This window comes from Streptomyces sp. NPDC048419 (genome assembly GCF_043200415.1).
Lineage (GTDB): Bacteria > Actinomycetota > Actinomycetes > Streptomycetales > Streptomycetaceae > Streptomyces.
Genome location: NZ_JBICXT010000064.1, coordinates 1 through 14,532, shown reverse-complemented (window position 1 = coordinate 14,532; position 14,532 = coordinate 1). Strand labels below are relative to the sequence as shown.

13 protein-coding genes and 2 pseudogenes are annotated in these 14,532 nt (G+C 68.1%); 8 read left to right on the top strand and 7 right to left on the bottom strand.

Annotated features, from left to right (window positions below):
• Nucleotides 1-599 precede the first annotated feature (599 nt).
• Nucleotides 600-842, top strand: a complete 243-nt coding sequence (locus ACGFYN_RS46580; RefSeq protein ID WP_393872056.1) for a DUF5302 domain-containing protein — start codon at nucleotides 600-602, stop codon at nucleotides 840-842.
• 385 nt (nucleotides 843-1,227) lie between these two features.
• On the opposite strand, the gene ACGFYN_RS46575 is transcribed toward ACGFYN_RS46580, so the two are convergent.
• From ACGFYN_RS46575 to ACGFYN_RS46565, 3 genes are all read right to left on the bottom strand, one after another.
• Nucleotides 1,228-1,557 carry a hypothetical protein gene (locus ACGFYN_RS46575; RefSeq protein ID WP_393872055.1) on the bottom strand — a complete coding sequence of 110 codons (330 nt, stop codon included), beginning with the start codon at nucleotides 1,555-1,557 and terminating at the stop codon, nucleotides 1,228-1,230.
• On the bottom strand, nucleotides 1,557-1,856 hold the full coding sequence (locus ACGFYN_RS46570; RefSeq protein ID WP_393872057.1) for a maleylpyruvate isomerase N-terminal domain-containing protein: 300 nt from the start codon (nucleotides 1,854-1,856) through the stop codon (nucleotides 1,557-1,559). The genes ACGFYN_RS46575 and ACGFYN_RS46570 overlap by 1 nt, the downstream gene beginning before the upstream one ends.
• Nucleotides 1,857-2,260: 404 nt before the next feature.
• Nucleotides 2,261-3,502 (bottom strand): amidohydrolase, encoded by a 1,242-nt coding sequence (locus ACGFYN_RS46565; protein ID WP_393872054.1) that lies wholly within the window; start codon nucleotides 3,500-3,502, stop codon nucleotides 2,261-2,263.
• 481 nt (nucleotides 3,503-3,983) lie between these two features.
• Between ACGFYN_RS46565 and ACGFYN_RS46560 the strand changes: the two genes are divergently transcribed.
• Together ACGFYN_RS46560 and ACGFYN_RS46555 are read left to right on the top strand one after the other, a co-directional pair.
• The gene (locus ACGFYN_RS46560; RefSeq protein WP_393872053.1) at nucleotides 3,984-4,511 is read left to right on the top strand and encodes a hypothetical protein; all 528 of its coding nucleotides are present in this window, start codon (nucleotides 3,984-3,986) and stop codon (nucleotides 4,509-4,511) included.
• 1,155 nt (nucleotides 4,512-5,666) lie between these two features.
• Nucleotides 5,667-6,540 (top strand): annotated as a pseudogene (locus ACGFYN_RS46555) (PP2C family protein-serine/threonine phosphatase); the annotation flags it as partial.
• A gap of 205 nt (nucleotides 6,541-6,745) precedes the next feature.
• Here ACGFYN_RS46555 and ACGFYN_RS46550 read toward each other — a convergent pair.
• Nucleotides 6,746-7,225 carry an SRPBCC domain-containing protein gene (locus ACGFYN_RS46550; protein WP_393872052.1) on the bottom strand — a complete coding sequence of 160 codons (480 nt, stop codon included), beginning with the start codon at nucleotides 7,223-7,225 and terminating at the stop codon, nucleotides 6,746-6,748.
• 96 nt (nucleotides 7,226-7,321) lie between these two features.
• On the opposite strand from ACGFYN_RS46550, the gene ACGFYN_RS46545 reads away from it, so the two are divergent.
• Nucleotides 7,322-8,053: a TetR/AcrR family transcriptional regulator gene (locus ACGFYN_RS46545; RefSeq protein WP_393872051.1), complete on the top strand. Its 732-nt coding sequence runs from the start codon at nucleotides 7,322-7,324 to the stop codon at nucleotides 8,051-8,053.
• 769 nt (nucleotides 8,054-8,822) lie between these two features.
• Here ACGFYN_RS46545 and ACGFYN_RS46540 read toward each other — a convergent pair.
• On the bottom strand, nucleotides 8,823-9,734 hold the full coding sequence (locus ACGFYN_RS46540; protein ID WP_393872050.1) for a nuclear transport factor 2 family protein: 912 nt from the start codon (nucleotides 9,732-9,734) through the stop codon (nucleotides 8,823-8,825).
• Nucleotides 9,735-10,123: 389 nt separating this feature from the next.
• On the opposite strand from ACGFYN_RS46540, the gene ACGFYN_RS46535 reads away from it, so the two are divergent.
• Together ACGFYN_RS46535 and ACGFYN_RS46530 are read left to right on the top strand one after the other, a co-directional pair.
• A complete protein-coding gene (locus ACGFYN_RS46535; protein WP_393872049.1) occupies nucleotides 10,124-11,050 on the top strand; it encodes a hypothetical protein in 927 nt (308 codons plus the stop codon).
• A 3-nt stretch (nucleotides 11,051-11,053) separates the two neighbouring features.
• Nucleotides 11,054-12,079 carry a Ku protein gene (locus ACGFYN_RS46530; RefSeq protein WP_393872048.1) on the top strand — a complete coding sequence of 342 codons (1,026 nt, stop codon included), beginning with the start codon at nucleotides 11,054-11,056 and terminating at the stop codon, nucleotides 12,077-12,079.
• A 71-nt stretch (nucleotides 12,080-12,150) separates the two neighbouring features.
• Here the strand turns inward: ACGFYN_RS46530 and ACGFYN_RS46525 are convergent, their stop codons facing one another.
• Nucleotides 12,151-12,285 carry a hypothetical protein gene (locus ACGFYN_RS46525; protein WP_393872047.1) on the bottom strand — a complete coding sequence of 45 codons (135 nt, stop codon included), beginning with the start codon at nucleotides 12,283-12,285 and terminating at the stop codon, nucleotides 12,151-12,153.
• 835 nt (nucleotides 12,286-13,120) lie between these two features.
• On the opposite strand from ACGFYN_RS46525, the gene ACGFYN_RS46520 reads away from it, so the two are divergent.
• Nucleotides 13,121-13,447: a plasmid stabilization protein gene (locus tag ACGFYN_RS46520; protein WP_393872046.1), complete on the top strand. Its 327-nt coding sequence runs from the start codon at nucleotides 13,121-13,123 to the stop codon at nucleotides 13,445-13,447.
• A 158-nt stretch (nucleotides 13,448-13,605) separates the two neighbouring features.
• Nucleotides 13,606-14,205, top strand: coding sequence for a flavodoxin family protein (locus ACGFYN_RS46515; RefSeq protein ID WP_393872045.1), 600 nt, complete (start codon nucleotides 13,606-13,608; stop codon nucleotides 14,203-14,205).
• Between the two features lie 213 nt (nucleotides 14,206-14,418).
• Here ACGFYN_RS46515 and ACGFYN_RS46510 read toward each other — a convergent pair.
• Nucleotides 14,419-14,532: pseudogene (locus ACGFYN_RS46510) on the bottom strand (methyltransferase); the annotation flags it as partial.

Below are 14,532 nucleotides of genomic sequence, written 5' to 3'. Positions count from 1 at the left end.
ACGACCCCAAGCCGTTCATCTGGACCAAGACAGCCGAAGAGATCCTCGACTCCCTCGCCCGCCTCTGCCGACGGATCTCTGGCGCAGGACACTAGTCGGGTTGCAGACAAGCCCGGACCACTCACGCGGGCGGAGTTCTTGTCGCCCTCAACCGAGCGCGCGGCCCGAGAGCGTGCGCGTGGCGCACAATCCCATGCTTCCGATGCGGCAGCGGGCTATCGAAATCCCGACAAGCTGCGCCCCTCGGGCACGCAGGTCAAGCCCGGCGAGTCAGCTTTCCGGGGCCCTGTCGCAGCGGGTCGCGATGCCCCGCTACGCCTTGAGCTTGTTGCCCAGCCGTTCGACGATGTTCCTCTCTATGCAGAGATCGCCAAGCCCGAGGTCGCGGCCCGCGGTATCAGGGGAGCGAGTAACTCCCTGTCCAATCCAAGTCGGTGGTTCCAAGGCGGCGTAGCGGGCCACCATGATCCACCAGGTAACATCTTTGGATACGCGTGCGGCTCTGAGGTCTGGTGACCTCCGTTCTGCACCCGACCATGGCAGTGCGCTGCACTCGGTATGACAAGGTGTGCTTCTCACTCCCGAACCAGGAGGTCATCATGACCGCAGAGTCTGCAACCCCAGAAGGTTCGGAGTCGGCCGACACCGAGACTCCCGCTCTCACACCGGACGAAGACGGCAATTACGACCTCAAGCGCAAGTTCCGGGAAGCTCTGGCCCGCAAGCGCGGCGTCCAGGCGGACGCCGCCGAGTCCGCTGGGAACCCCGAGGCGTCAAAGATCCGCAACGCGCACGGCCCGGCCGCCAGCCAGCGGTCGTTCCGCCGCAAGAGCGGCGGCTGATCGACGACTACGCAGGACTGGGAGAGCTGGACCTGCGTAGTAGCGGTATCCAAGTGGATGCGGGCACGTCGTACCGTCACGCAGCGGGCTACTGGGCTCGAGACGTGGTCGGCCCCAACGGCCCGGTCAGGTGATCGGTGTCGAAGCGGCTGGTCTCCAGCCAGGTCCGGAACTCTTCGGCTTGCGGACCTGCACTTCGACGTCATGCCCGGAAATGCCTCCGACGATCGCTGAACTCCATTGCCAGTTGAACACGCTCAGCTGTGCACCTCTGGGGAGGGCGGCTTAGCAGTCGTCTCGGCAGCCTCACCAATGCCGTGCTGCTGTTTCACCGGCTTACGTGGCTCAATGGGGCGTCGGTGAGGGCGCGCCGAGTGGTGGTGGCTCAGGCCTGCTCGGCCGCGGTCGGACGGATGGCGGGCGCCAGCATCGCGAGGACGATGGCCGTGACCCGGGCCCAGTCGGGTGCGTCCGCGGTGAAGAACACCGGGAGGCCGAGCAGGGCCGAGATCACCCGTGAGCCGACGACCACCCGCAGGGCGCGGGTGCTGCCCCGGGCGGCGGGCCGGTAGGCGGCCAGGGTGACGGCGCCCAGGACCGTGCCGGTGATGACGAGGCCGGCCGGCGGTCCGGGGTGCTGCCACAGGCCGACGATGCCGGCCAGGTCGAGTACGGCGAGAACTGCGCAGAGGGGCCTGCCGATGGTGCGGCGCATCAGATGCTCCGCTTCTCGTGCGCGCGGATGTCTCGGGAGCCGTGCCGGCGGGCCAGCACGGTGTTGATCCGGTCGGGACTGAACCGTGCGCGCGGCGCGACCGCGACCATGTCCCAGGTGGTGATGGTGGGAACCAAGGCGAGGTGTCCCGCAACGTCCCGCACACGCCATCCCCGGCTAAACGACTCCTGCTCCCATTCGTCCGGGACGAGGTCTTCCAACAGGTCGGCGATCCGCAGACGGGCCGCGCGGACAGCACTGGTCTGACGATTCCCAGAGGGGCGGTCGAGTCCGGCGATCTTCTCGTGGCGCTGCTGCTGGATCCGTTTATGTGACAGGCCAAGGTGGGCGCATCCGGAAGGGTCGGCAGGAATAGCCAGGGAGTGTCACCTCCGGAGCACGAGCAGCGCCAGATCAACGAAGGGCAGTTTCACGATAGGACGCTGCGGTGGGCCGCCGGGCGGGGCAGGCTCGATGCGTCAACCGAACCTGATTCTGCGGCTGTTCACGTTGGCGAGGCGTAACGGAACCCCTCAGTCTCAGCGCCGTCGTTGGGCTCGCGTCGGTGTGATGGTCTTCGCGTACCGGAGGCGTCCGAGCCGTCCAGCTACCACCCGGACGGTCCTGCGCGGCACAGTCATGCGGTATTTCGGCCCGGACCGGTCCGGCCTCGTGTGCGACGGGGAGTGGCTGGGCGTAACCGTCAGGTGAGCCAGGCGCGTGCGGCGATGACCAGTGCCTGGACTCCGGTGCTGAGTGTGGGCTCGACGACCGGAGCGAAGTGGGGCGAGTGGTTGCTCGGCAGCGAGTCGACGCTCCCGGACGCGAACGCGGCCAGCGCGGTCTCCGTGTCAAGGCCGCCCCAGAACCAGAAGACGGTGGGGACGCCGGCCACCTCGCCGAAGACACCGACGTCCTCACTCGCGGCGACCAGCGGCATCGGCAGCAGACGCTGCGGTCCGAAGTGCTGCGCGAACGCGGCCACCACGGCGGCCGTGGCTTCCGGATCGCTGACCAGCAGTGGGGCGCTGTGCGTCCAGACGATGTCGGGTGGCTGTGGAGCCGCGGAGGCCGCGGACTCTGCATGGATGATGCGTTCGATCGCCTCTTTGACGCGGGTACGGACCTCGGGGGAGTAGCTGCGAACGTTGATGCCGAGTTCGGCCGTGTTCGGGATGATGTTGTCCTTGGTTCCGGCCTGCAGCCGGCCGACGGTGACCACGGCCGCTTCGGCGGGAGGGACCTCGCGGGCCACGATGCCCTGAAGCCGGGTGACCAGGTGGGCGGCCATGAGAACGGGGTCCACGGTGGCCTCGGGCCGGGAGCCGTGGCCGCCCCGCCCGTGAAGGACGACGGCCGCGCTGTCTGCGGCGGCCATGACCGGCCCGGAAGCATGGCCGATGAACCCGGCGGGAAGCGGTGCCACGTGCTGGCCCAGCACGATGTCCGGTTTCGGGAAGCGCTCGAAGAGCCCGTCCTCCACCATGTCCCGGGCGCCGCGCGCCAGTTCCTCGGCGGGCTGGAAGACGACGAGCAGGGTGCCGGACCACGTATCGGCGGCACGGGCCAGCAGCGTGGCGGCGCCCACCAGGCAGACGGCGTGCATGTCATGTCCGCAGGCGTGCATGACAGGCACCTCGTGTCCCTCGGCGTCGGTGGCTCGCGCCGTGCTCGCGTAGGGCAGGCCGGTCTTCTCTTCGACGGGCAGGGCGTCGAAGTCGGCGCGCAGCATGACCACCGGTCCGTCCCCGTTCCGTAGGACACCGACCACACCGGTACCGCCGACCTGTTCGGTCACCTCGAATCCAGCGGAGTCCAACGCCCCGGCAAGCAGACCGGCCGAGCGGACTTCCTGCAGCGACAGTTCCGGGTGTTGGTGGAGATCGCGATATAGGTCGGCAAGGTCCGAGCTCAGACCGTCCAGCTGAAGCCACTCGCTCTTCACGGTGGAAACTCCCTTCGTGTCGTCGCAGGCGACCCCTGCACCCGGGCCGATCCTCGCATCGCTGGTCCGTCTCGGCGCTCTGCCGCTGCCCGTGCTGGCGCGTCACTGTCGCGCGGACGCTGTCGCGGTCAAGGACTCTGCAACTGCTGGACGGGACGACGGTCGGACAGGTCGGTGAGCCGTCGGAGTACGAGAGGCGCCCTGGTCGCGCGCTAGCTCGACCGCCAACGGCACCGTCGACGCCTCCACCGTCCAACTCCGGGCCCTAACCGGCGGGTTCAGAAGAGAGCGACACAAGTAAATGTGTGTTGCACCACAACCATCCGGTGGTCCCGGTGGTCAGACTCGATGACTGAAACGCGCGGACAGTGTTCTTCAGGGTGCTCTTTGCCTATACAGGCACTTTGTCCTGAGTTGATCCCTGCCTGCGCCAGCTTTTCCATCCTGCGAGTCACACACCAAGAAGTGGGGGAACTTCCACATGCGTGCTCGATCCGTCCTGGTCGTGGCGGCGGCTTCCGCCTGCGTCCTGCTGCCGACGACGTCCGCGGTTGCCGGCACTGGTCCGGCTCCGTCGCCCAGCAAGCACAGTTTGACCACCCGCTCGACCACCCCGTCCGAGGCCGGCAACCCCTTCAGCATCAAAGCGCAGACGGCCGGCGTCTGTTCGGACGCCTATCAGATCGGAGCCACCGCCTACATCAACCGGGGCGGCGCGCACGTCGCCTCGGTCAAGCAGTTCTACTCGCCCAAGTGCCAGGCGAACTACGGCTACGTCTGGGTGTGGCAGAGCTTCCGCAGCAAGATCAAGGACTACGACGTCAGCACCGGCGTCTACAGCTACGCCCGTGACGAGGTCGTGGGCCAGGACTGGTGGAATGCCACGAACAGCCAGGAGTTCTGGTCCCTGCCCGCCGGAACGGTGAAGGAGTGCACCGCGGCGATCGGCACGCTGCGCGCCCCCGGCGACCCGGTGGCGGGCCAGGCCACCACGGCCAAGCGCTGCTGACCTCTCTCCCGCCTCCGGGCCTCGGCCGACGCGCGACGGCCGAGGCCCGGCCTCTGAGCCGGCCGCGGACGCCGGGTGTCTGAGCTACGCGCACGACGGCAACTCGAGGTCGGCGGTTCACCACCTGGACCTCGGCCAGTAGCCAACCAGGCAGCCGTGTAGGACGGTTGGCGCGATCTGCGGGGCGTCAGCCCCTGGTGTGCGGGCGGGTGCGCGAGGATCCTCGGCCCCGGTCAGTGACGCTGCGGGGAGGGGCAAGGCCCCCATCGATGGGACCGTCCGGCAACGCAGGCGATGACCGTAGGCCCGCGGTAGTACCGATGGCCATGTGCCGGGCCGGCAGCCCGATCGGCTGAGCTCTCCCCTTGACGCGGCCGGTTCGGCTAATCGTGCAGGGGCTTTGTGCCCCCGCATCATCGGCTGACTGCCGACGGATGACCTGTCGATGCGGCGATGCGGCGATGCGGCGATGCGGCAATTGACCCCCTCCCGCACCCGGTTGGGGCAGGGGCGACCCGGGCGTGGTGTGCGACATTGCGCAAGGCCTCCCGGTGTCGCGGGATCCCCCCCCCGGCGGAGTCGTTCTTTCGGCACCTGGGAGGCGAGGGCTGCTGCGCTGGTGCCGGCGGGAGGGGCGGTTGCGAGCCGCGCCACGGTGCCGCGCGGACCTTCCTGCATGCCGATAGGGTCCGGTACGGCAGGTCGCGGACGGCGAAACGTCCCTGCAGCCTTGCTTCCCCCATCGGCAGGCGCAGGGACGCTTCCGGAAGCCGGCGGATCCGTGATCCGTGTCGGCGTACGACTCCCGGCCGCACCGGCCTCTTGGCCGGCCAGTGAAGACGGGAACTCGCTGGCGTCAAGGCGTTGTGCGTTGGCTCACCATGCCCCGGCAAAGGGACCTGTCTCAAGGGGCCGGTCGACCCTGTTGGTGGTGCCGATCGGTCCTTGACTCACCTGCGAGCGGGAAGCAAACAAACCGGGGACCCGTCGGCGGTAGGCGTTCCCCCGGACGTGGAATTGTGCGAGCGGGACAGCGCGGACAGCGCGGGCCGACGTGCCGCGCATGGCGTAATGAGCCGCTCCGCGGCGGCACTCGGTCACGTTGCGCCCTGGCAGTGACCGCCGGGCGGCAGGGAAGCGGTGGCGTACCGGGCCATGGGTGAGGGAATCGTGGACCGGTCGGAGGGCTTCGGTGAGCGTCTGCTCGGCGTGCTGTTGGATCGGGGGCGCCTGTTGCCTCCGCAGTTGATCGCCCCGCTGATCGCGGAGGAGGTGGCCAGGTTCGGCGGCCGTGACCTGTCCATCCTGCTCCAGGACTACGCTCAGGAGCCGCTGGTGCCGCTTCCGGGGAGGAAGCTGCACGTGGGCCAGCCCGAGCTGATGGCCGCCTCCCCGGCGGGCCGCGCCTTCCAGCGTGCGGACGTCGTCGAGGTGGCACAGGCCGCCGGGCGGGGTGCGGCTGAATCTGCCCCTGCTGGACGGCAGCGACCAGGTGGGTGTCATAGCGCTGACGCTGGACAGCGTCGTCGTCGACGACGACCGGCGCCTGCTGCGCCGACTCGCCGGCCTGGTCGCCGACATGCTGGTCACCAAGAACGCCTACACCGACCAGTTCTTCCTGGCCCGGCGCCGGGAGCCGATGAGTGTGTCCGCGGAGATCCAGTGGGGCCTGCTGCCGCCGCTGACGATGACCGTGCCCCAGGCTCAGGTGGCAGGCGTCCTGGAGCCCGCTTACCGCGTGGCCGGAGACAGCTTCGACTACGCCCTCAACGACAACATCCTGCACCTGGCCGTGATCGACGCGATGGGCCACGACCTGGACGCCGCCGCGATGGCGACCATCGCCATCGGCGCCTACCGCCATGCCCGACGCGTGTTCGTCAGCCTGGCCGAGAAGTACGCGTTCATGGACCGGGCCATCTCCCGGCAGTCCGGCGACGACCACTTCGTCACAGCGCAGCTGATGCACCTGAACGTGGCCACCGGTGAACTGGAGCTGGTCAACGCGGGCCACCCCGCGCCACTGCTGCAGGCCTTGACTGAGTCAGAGCGCGCGGGACATGGCCGAGCTGGTGGCCATCGCGCCGGGACCATTACCCGGAAACCGTCTCCGCGCCGTCCCTCCGTTCTGGCTCTCGAACGTCCGCCGCACTGACAGCCGTGTCTGCGCGCGATGGGTACCGCCGAGGGCGGCGAGTGAAGCTGTGCGCTCGTATCGGGTGGGCTTCGGAGAGTCAGGTCTTCGGCTTGAGAGTGCTTTCGGGGTGGAGTTTGCCGTCCTGGTCCAGATCGTTCAGCACGGCGGACAGGCCGACGCGCAGCATCTTCCGCCGGACGTGACCCAGGATCTGGGTCATCAGGATCCCGCCTGCACCCCTGAAGCCCGTGTGGTCGTAGGTGAAGCGCGTTCCTGTGCCGTGAGGTTCGATGCGGTAGGCGACCTCGGTGGTGTCGCTGCCGCCATGGTCGGTCCACGAGTAGCGCAGCAGTCGGGGCATTTCCACCTGCAGTACGACGCAGTCGACGATGCCGCTCCAGCCGGGCTTGGGCTTGGCGATGAACTGGAACTGGGAGCCGACGGTGGTGGTGAATCCTTGTGGGCGCGCTCCGGCCCCGGTCGCTGTCCACAGCGGTATGAGCTGGGGGTCGGTGACGGCGTGCCAGACCTTGGTGGGGGAGTGCGGGTAGTCGTGGACGATGTGGATGGCGCTCATGGGGCTCCCAGACGCGTTCGAGCAGAGGACAGAATATACAGTCACTGAAAATTTACAGTAGCAGTAAATTTTGGGCCGCTGTACTAATCTGTGGTCATGAGCACGGTGGACTGGACGGCGTGGCGTCCGCGGATCGCGGCGCCCGAGGCCGAAGGGCTGCGGGAGCAGAAGAAGCGCTTGTTGCGGCAACGCCTGTCCGATGCCGCGACCGAGATGTTCCTGGAGCGCGGGTTCGACGCCGTCCGCGTATCGGAGATCGCCCAGGCATGCGGAGTCTCGGAGAAGACGGTCTTCAATTACTTCCCCACCAAGGAATCACTGATCCTGGACCAAGGTGAGACGACAATGGCCGCCCTGGGCGCCGACCTGGCCGACACGGACTGCTCCGCGGTCGAAGCGACGCTGCGGATCCTCTCCGATGAGCTGCGAGCCATGACCTCATGGATCGCCGTGCAAGACGACTCTCGTCAGGCCGCCGCCATGATCAGGCGCTTCGGCGCACTGGCCAGGTCCACGCCCTCACTAAGGGCCTACCACCGTGACATGACCGACCGGCTCGTCACCGCCGCAGCCGAAGCGCTGGCCCGACGCACCCACGGCAGCCCCGACGACCCGGAATCGCAGATCGCAGCAACAGCCCTGGTCGGACTGTGGTCCATCCAGTTCCAAAGCCTTGGGAAACATCTGGACGGCGCCCGCACCGCGACACAGATTCACGAGGCAGTGACCGCCGACGTCCGCCGCGCAGCGAAGCTCATCGACACCGGTCTGACCTCGTTGAGTGACCAGGCGTCAGCAAACGGCGCAGTGGCGTCACCGACACCGTGACACCGTCCAGCCATCCCCGCATCAACTCGACCCGCTTGAGCCTGGACGCCGGCCACTTCGACTCGAAGACTGACGTTTCGCCGTGTTCCCGTGCTTGATGCCATCGCTGGACCGACCGGGCCCTGACACGTAACTGCTTGGCGACCGCGGCGCTGGCGTGCCCAAGGGCGGACAACTCGGCCGCCTGCGTCCGGAGGTGCTCGCGAATACCCGTCGCTCCGCAGTCGGCCCGCCTCCTTGCGGATACTTCATTCGAGCGGTCTACCGCGCCAACTGCCGCTTGTCAGCCGCGACATCACGCCGACAACGTCAGCAAGGCCCGGAGTTGGACGGTGAAGGCGGCGACGGCGCCGTCGCCGGTCGAGCGCTGGCGCCACCAGCGGGGGAGACGTTGCTGGCCTCTCCGGACCGGTCATCGCGCGGCGTCTGGCCCGCCGAGAGTTCGTCGATCCCTGAAACCAGAGGCCGCGGTCTTACCCGTGACCCCGATTGCCTCTCGGCCTACCTGATCGTCAGTCTCAACAGCGTTGCAAACGTACGGAGGTAACGTGACGCAGGAGGGGATGGCCAGGCCGTTCCGTCAGGGTGAGGTATACCGCTACCCGATCGGCCTGCGGGTGGGAGCTGACCGTGACCAGGGCAGCCCCCGCCGATCTGCACCTGTTCACGCAGGCCGCTGCCACGGGGCCGCCGTTCACCCGCTGGACGGATGGGCCGTTTCGCCGGTGCTGCTTGCGGCTCGCAGGCTCCGGCAGCGAGGCCGAGTCGATCAGGGTTGTGTCTCCGCGGCCTTCTCCTGCGTGATCTGGGTTTGGGCGGACGTGAGGGTCATGCTGCCGTCGCACACGGCACGATGCAGGGAGTTCTCCAACCGGTCGTCCGTCTGCGCTTGGGGGAGCGGCACGGGGCGCAGATTCGCCGGGTCGGAGGGTGCTCCGCCCAACTCCAGCGGGATGATGTGGTCTTCCTCGTAGTGCGAGGGGTCCTTGTCCGCCGCACTGGACGCCGCGAGCTGCTGCCTCTTCAGCTGCTCGGTGACGTTGACGGGCGGCCGAATCGTCGCCGTCCAGCCCGGCACACAGATGGTCGAGTGGATCGTGGACTGAGTTACCGCCGGATTGAGGGCTCCAAGCGGGCCACCGCCTGGTGTGCTGGGCACCGGAGTGTGAGGCTGTGCACTCGTGGCTACAACGTGCAGCGAGCCGTTTGTGATGGTCCCGTTCTCGACGAGATACGAACCTGCGTAGTCGGCGGTAGTTCCATCGGTGTGCACGGCGTGGAGATGGACGGCGACCGTGTTTCCGTCCACGTTGTCGATGCTGAGCACATCGGTGGCAGTGTCAGCGAAGCCTGCTGCGAAGTCGGCGTAGGGCCGGCCAAGGTGGCTTCCCCCCAGGTCCCATGCGGCCTGATAGTCGTGGCTGTTGATCGCGGCGTAGAAGCTGCGGACGACAGAGGCAGGATCCGCCGGACTGCTGCTGGGAGCTGCGGTCGGCGCCGACGGCGTCGAAGGCGCTGCCGCGGTGCTGGGCGGTGGAGGCGGCGGCGTGCTGGGTGGTGGGGGCGGCAATCCAATTGTGGCCGGGGGCGAGGCCGGGGGCGGGCCAGCGTGCTGGGCACAGGCCGCGAGGCCGAGGCTGACGGTGATCCCGAATGCGGCAGCAGCTTTCGACGCCTTCATAGATCACCACCGGCGCTTCACGCCACGGTCTTTCTGACTATTCATATAACTATAGTGCGAATCGGACACTTTTTAGGTTCACTCCGTCCATGGGCTCCGGTGCGACGCGCTTGCTGTCCTGCGCGGATCCGCTGTCTGATCAAGTTTTTGAGCGGGGCCTGCACCCATGAGGGCTTGGGGCTCGACGACCGGGGTCGAATCCGCTTCCGTCACGTGATGGACGGCACCGGTGATGGTGACGCGGACGATCACGTCCGCGTCGGGCAGGCCTAGGCCGGGCCTAGGCTAGGAACGCACCGCGCCAAGCGGGTCGTGACCTGGGCTGATGTATGTTCGTATCGTTACCGACCGGTGGCTGGCCCTGTCCGGGAACAGCATGGAGGGACGCGGTGGACCTGGACACTGTCGCGGACGAGCTGTACGGACTGCGGCCGGAGGACTTCACCTCCGCCCGTGACGCGCGGGCGGCCGAGGCCCGCAGGGCCGGCGACCGCGCGCTCGCCGGTCAGATCGGCAAGCTGCGCCGGCCCGGTCTGGCGGCCTGGGCGAGCAACCTGCTGGTCCGTGAGCAGCCCGAGGAGACCGAGGCGCTGCTGCGGCTCGGCGAAGGGCTGCGCCAGGCGCACCGCGACCTGGACGGGGCGCAGCTGCGCGACCTCAGCCGGCAGCAGCACGTCGTGATCGACGCGCTGTCCCGGCAGGCGCGGCAGCTGGCGGAACGGGCCGGACACCCGATCGGCGAGAGCGCCCAGCGCGAGGTCGAGACCATCCTGCACGCCGTGCTCGCCGACCCCGACGCCGCCGAGGAATGGGCCACCGGGCGCCTGGTCAAGGCCTTCGGCCAGGTCACGGGGTTCCCGACGGCGGCGGAGGGTACCCGCCAGCGGCCCGCGAAGACGGCGGGAAAGCGGCAGGAAAGCCGGACCGCGCGACGCGACGACGAAAACGACAACGACAAGGCCGACGAGGAACGCCGCCGACGGCTCGAACAGGCCCGACGCAAAGCCGAGGACACCGAGCGGGAGCTCAAGGCACGCCAGAAGGAGGCCGGGGAAGCGGACGAGCAGGCGGACGAGGCGCGAGAACGGGCCGAGACGCTTGAACAGCGCGTCGGCGAGCTGGCCGAGGAACTGAGCCGCGTCGAGAAGGAGCAGCACCAGGCCGAGGCGACCGCACGCAAGGCGCGCGAGCAGGCCCGCGACGCAGACCGGCGCGTACGGGAGGCCCGCCGCCGCGCCGAGACCGCCGCCGACCAGGTCACCCGCCTGAACGGACAGGGACGCACACGCACAGGGAAGCAGAGAGCGAGGCGATAGGTGATGGCACGACCCGTCTGGAGCGGAGTCGTGACGCTGGGACTGGTCACGGTGCCGGTGGCCCTGTTCACGGCGACCGAGGACCACACGATCCACTTCCACCAGCTGCAGCGTGGCACCTCCGACCGGATCCGCAACAAGCGGGTCAACGAGCGCACCGGACGGGAGGTCGAGACCCGCGACATCGTCAAGGGCTACGACCTCGGAGGCGGCGACTACGTCGTCGTGGAACCGGCGGAGCTCGACGAGGTGGCGCCGGGGAAGTCAAAGGTGATCGAGATGGCCGGCTTCGTCGACCTCGCCGAGATCGAGCCGGTGTACTTCGACCGCACCTACTACGTCGCCCCTCGCGGCAAGGACAATCGCAAGGTGTACGAGCTGCTGCGGGCCGCCCTGGAGCGTGCGGACAAGGTGGGCATCGCCACCTTCACCATGCACAGCAAGCAGTATCTGACCGCGCTGCGTGCCCAGTCCGACGTGCTGGTCCTGCACACCATGCACTGGGCCGACGAGGTCCGTGACCCCTCCGACGTGGCGGACCAGCTGCCCACTCGGCGCACGAGGGCGACCGGCAAGGAGGTCAAAACCGCGCAGGAACTCGTCGAGGCCCTGACCATCGACTGGAATCCCGAGGATTACCAGGACACCTTCGAAGAGCGCGTCAAGGAACTGGTCGACGCCAAGCGGCGCGGCGAGGACGTCGTCAGCGAGTCCGGCCCGCCGGACGCCACCAACGTCCTCGACCTCATGTCCGCCCTCGAAAAGAGCGTGGAAGGCGCCCGCTCCAGGAAGTCCAGCTCTCGTCCCCGTCAAGGCGGCAAGCAGGGCGGCGAAGTCCACCAGCTGGACTCCCGCCGATCGCGGAAGCCGGACGCAAAGAGCCGCAAGCAGCAGACAGACCGCGACCTGTCGTCCCTGTCCAAGAACGACCTCTACCGACGAGCCTCAGAGGCCGGGATCGCCGGCCGGTCGAAGATGACCCGCGAGCAGCTTTTCAAGGCGCTCAAGAAGCACTTCACAGCTGCCTGAACAATACCGGCCCGGCAGCACTCCACCGAGGCCCGATCCCCGGACCTTTTTGGAAGGGGGCGCGGATAAGTTCACGGCGTCGTGGAGGCAGAGTCCACCGGCGTGCCCATCAGCGCGCGGCAGAGCCTCCCGGGCCGGGATGCCTTGCTGTCTTCGGCTTCGGCGGCTTCCAGCACCAGCTTCGCAACAGCGTAAGGATCGTTCATTGGGGCCCGTTCCTTCCCCTACTGCCCGGTGGGGGCCCGAGTTTCCGGATGGGCACGGTGGAAAACTGCGGTTTGCCGGCCGTAGGAGCAGCGCGCCTGCCTCACATGTCACGGGACTCCTGCGGAGCAGGGCAGAGGTGGGCCGATCGCCTCCAGGGCGCCGGGCCGTCCGCCGCAGGACGGAGTAGGCGAGCCCACCAAGATCGATAGCGTTCAACTGCCGGTACTCGCAGGTAGGTTCGGGTTCGTGACGACATCAGCGCAGACCGTGGAGGTACCTGCAACAGCCGTTTTGACGCCTCCACCCCGTGAACTGGGTGGATTCCTAGCTCACGTTGCCTGCGGCCCGGCGGGTGCACAGGTCTTGCACGATCAGCACTAGCCGGGGTGCAGACCAGCCCGGACCAGCATCACGCGGGCGGAGTTCTTGTCCCGGGAGGCTGACGGCCTACTACCTGCATGGCACGGTCTTGGGCACTGCAGCCCTGGCCGACATTCACCGGCCTCGATGAACTGACCCGCCTCGTGACCCGCCGCCCCTCTCCCCGCTGCGGTGAGAGATGGGCGGCGACGACCACCCTTCTGGTCCCGCGTGTGCCAAGTCCGCGTTCCCTCGTTTGCGCGCTTCGGTGGCGGTCGGGAGATGGGGCGCCGCAGCCTTAGGGAGTCAGGCGTGACGGACGCTGGCCTCGAATACCTGACGCTGCCGTACACGCAGGGCTGAAGTTCATGGGCCGGCGTATGGGCGCGGTCGGTATGGCCTGGGTCGTGAGGGGAAGTCGACATGCAGGGTGGGCGATTGGCCCACCGCCGTCGTGAGGAAAGGAGAGGTGTCATGCCAGCAGGTTCCAGTGCCAAGCGGGAGCGCCAGTACGAGCACGTCAAGGAGGGCGCCGAGAAGCGTGGCGCGTCCAGTGGGCGAGCGAAGGAGATCGCCTCGCGAACGGTCAACAAGGAGCGGGCCAGGTCGGGTGAGGCGAAGACGTCCAGCAAGACCTCCACGCGTGACAAGAAGTCCGCCTCCCAGCGGGGCGGCGAGCGCTCGCACAGCGGCGCGCAGGGGCCCACGAAGGATCAGCTTTACGAAGAGGCGAAGAAGAAGGGCGTCGAGGGCCGCTCCGCAATGAACAAGGAGCAGCTGCGCAAGGCTCTGGGCCGCTGAAACCTGAGCCTGCCGTCCACCGGGGGATGCGCCGCTCACCCGACCGCCGGCATGCCCCACCCGGCAGGAAGCGCCGTATCCGTCGATCCGCAAATGACCCCACCGCAACCCTCGGCCGTGCCCCGGCTTGGGATCGGACCTGAAGGAGCATGCCGTCCATGCGCGCGCTGTCGCTCGTCTGCTCACTGAATGCCTCACCCACGCCTTCGAGCAGCCAGTTGCTCGCCGAACAGGTGATGGCGGAGTTCAGCAAGCTCGGTGCGGAGGGCGAAGTGGTGCGGGTAGCGGATTTCGATATTCAGCCCGGTGTGGACGTGGACATGGGCAACGGTGATCAGTGGCCCGGGTTGCGCGAGAAGGTGTTGCAGGCGGACATCCTCCTGATCGCCACACCGATCTGGCTGGGCCACCCCTCCAGCATCTGCCAGCGGGTCCTCGAACGTCTGGACGCTGAGCTGTCCGAGTCGGACGACGAGGGACGCCTGCTCACCTACCACAAGGTCGCCGCGGTGGCCGTCGTAGGCAACGAGGACGGTGCGCACCACGTGAGCGCCGAGGTCTTTCAGGCGCTCAACGACATCGGCTTCTCCCTTGCGCCGGGTGCCGTCACGTACTGGGTCGGCGAGGCCCAGCACGGCACTGACTACCAGGACCTGGATGAAACCCCGGACGCCGTGCGAGAGACGACCCACACGCTTGCCGCCAACGCCGTGCACCTGGCCCGCCAGCTCGCCGGTCAGCCTTATCCGCCCAGCTGACGGCGCGTCAAAGGCGTCGGGGGGCGGCCTCTCAGGAGGTGAGGTGGAGTGGCGGACAGCAGGTCGCCGACCGCATTGCCCCATACGACCTGCTCATTCAAGGCCGCCTCCACGCGCTCGGCGTGCAACCGCTACGCGGCCGCCTGCGCGCCCGGGCCACGCGTCGTCGTAGTCAGCGCCGGCCCGCCGGAATCGGGGGCGCGGCGCAGAAGCTCAGGCCTGTTCGGCGCGAATGACCACCAGTTCCTCTCGCCCATCGGCACCGTCCACCAGGCCTTCCCGGACCAGAAAGGGCTGCCGGGAGCGCAGTACCGGGCCATAGGGCAC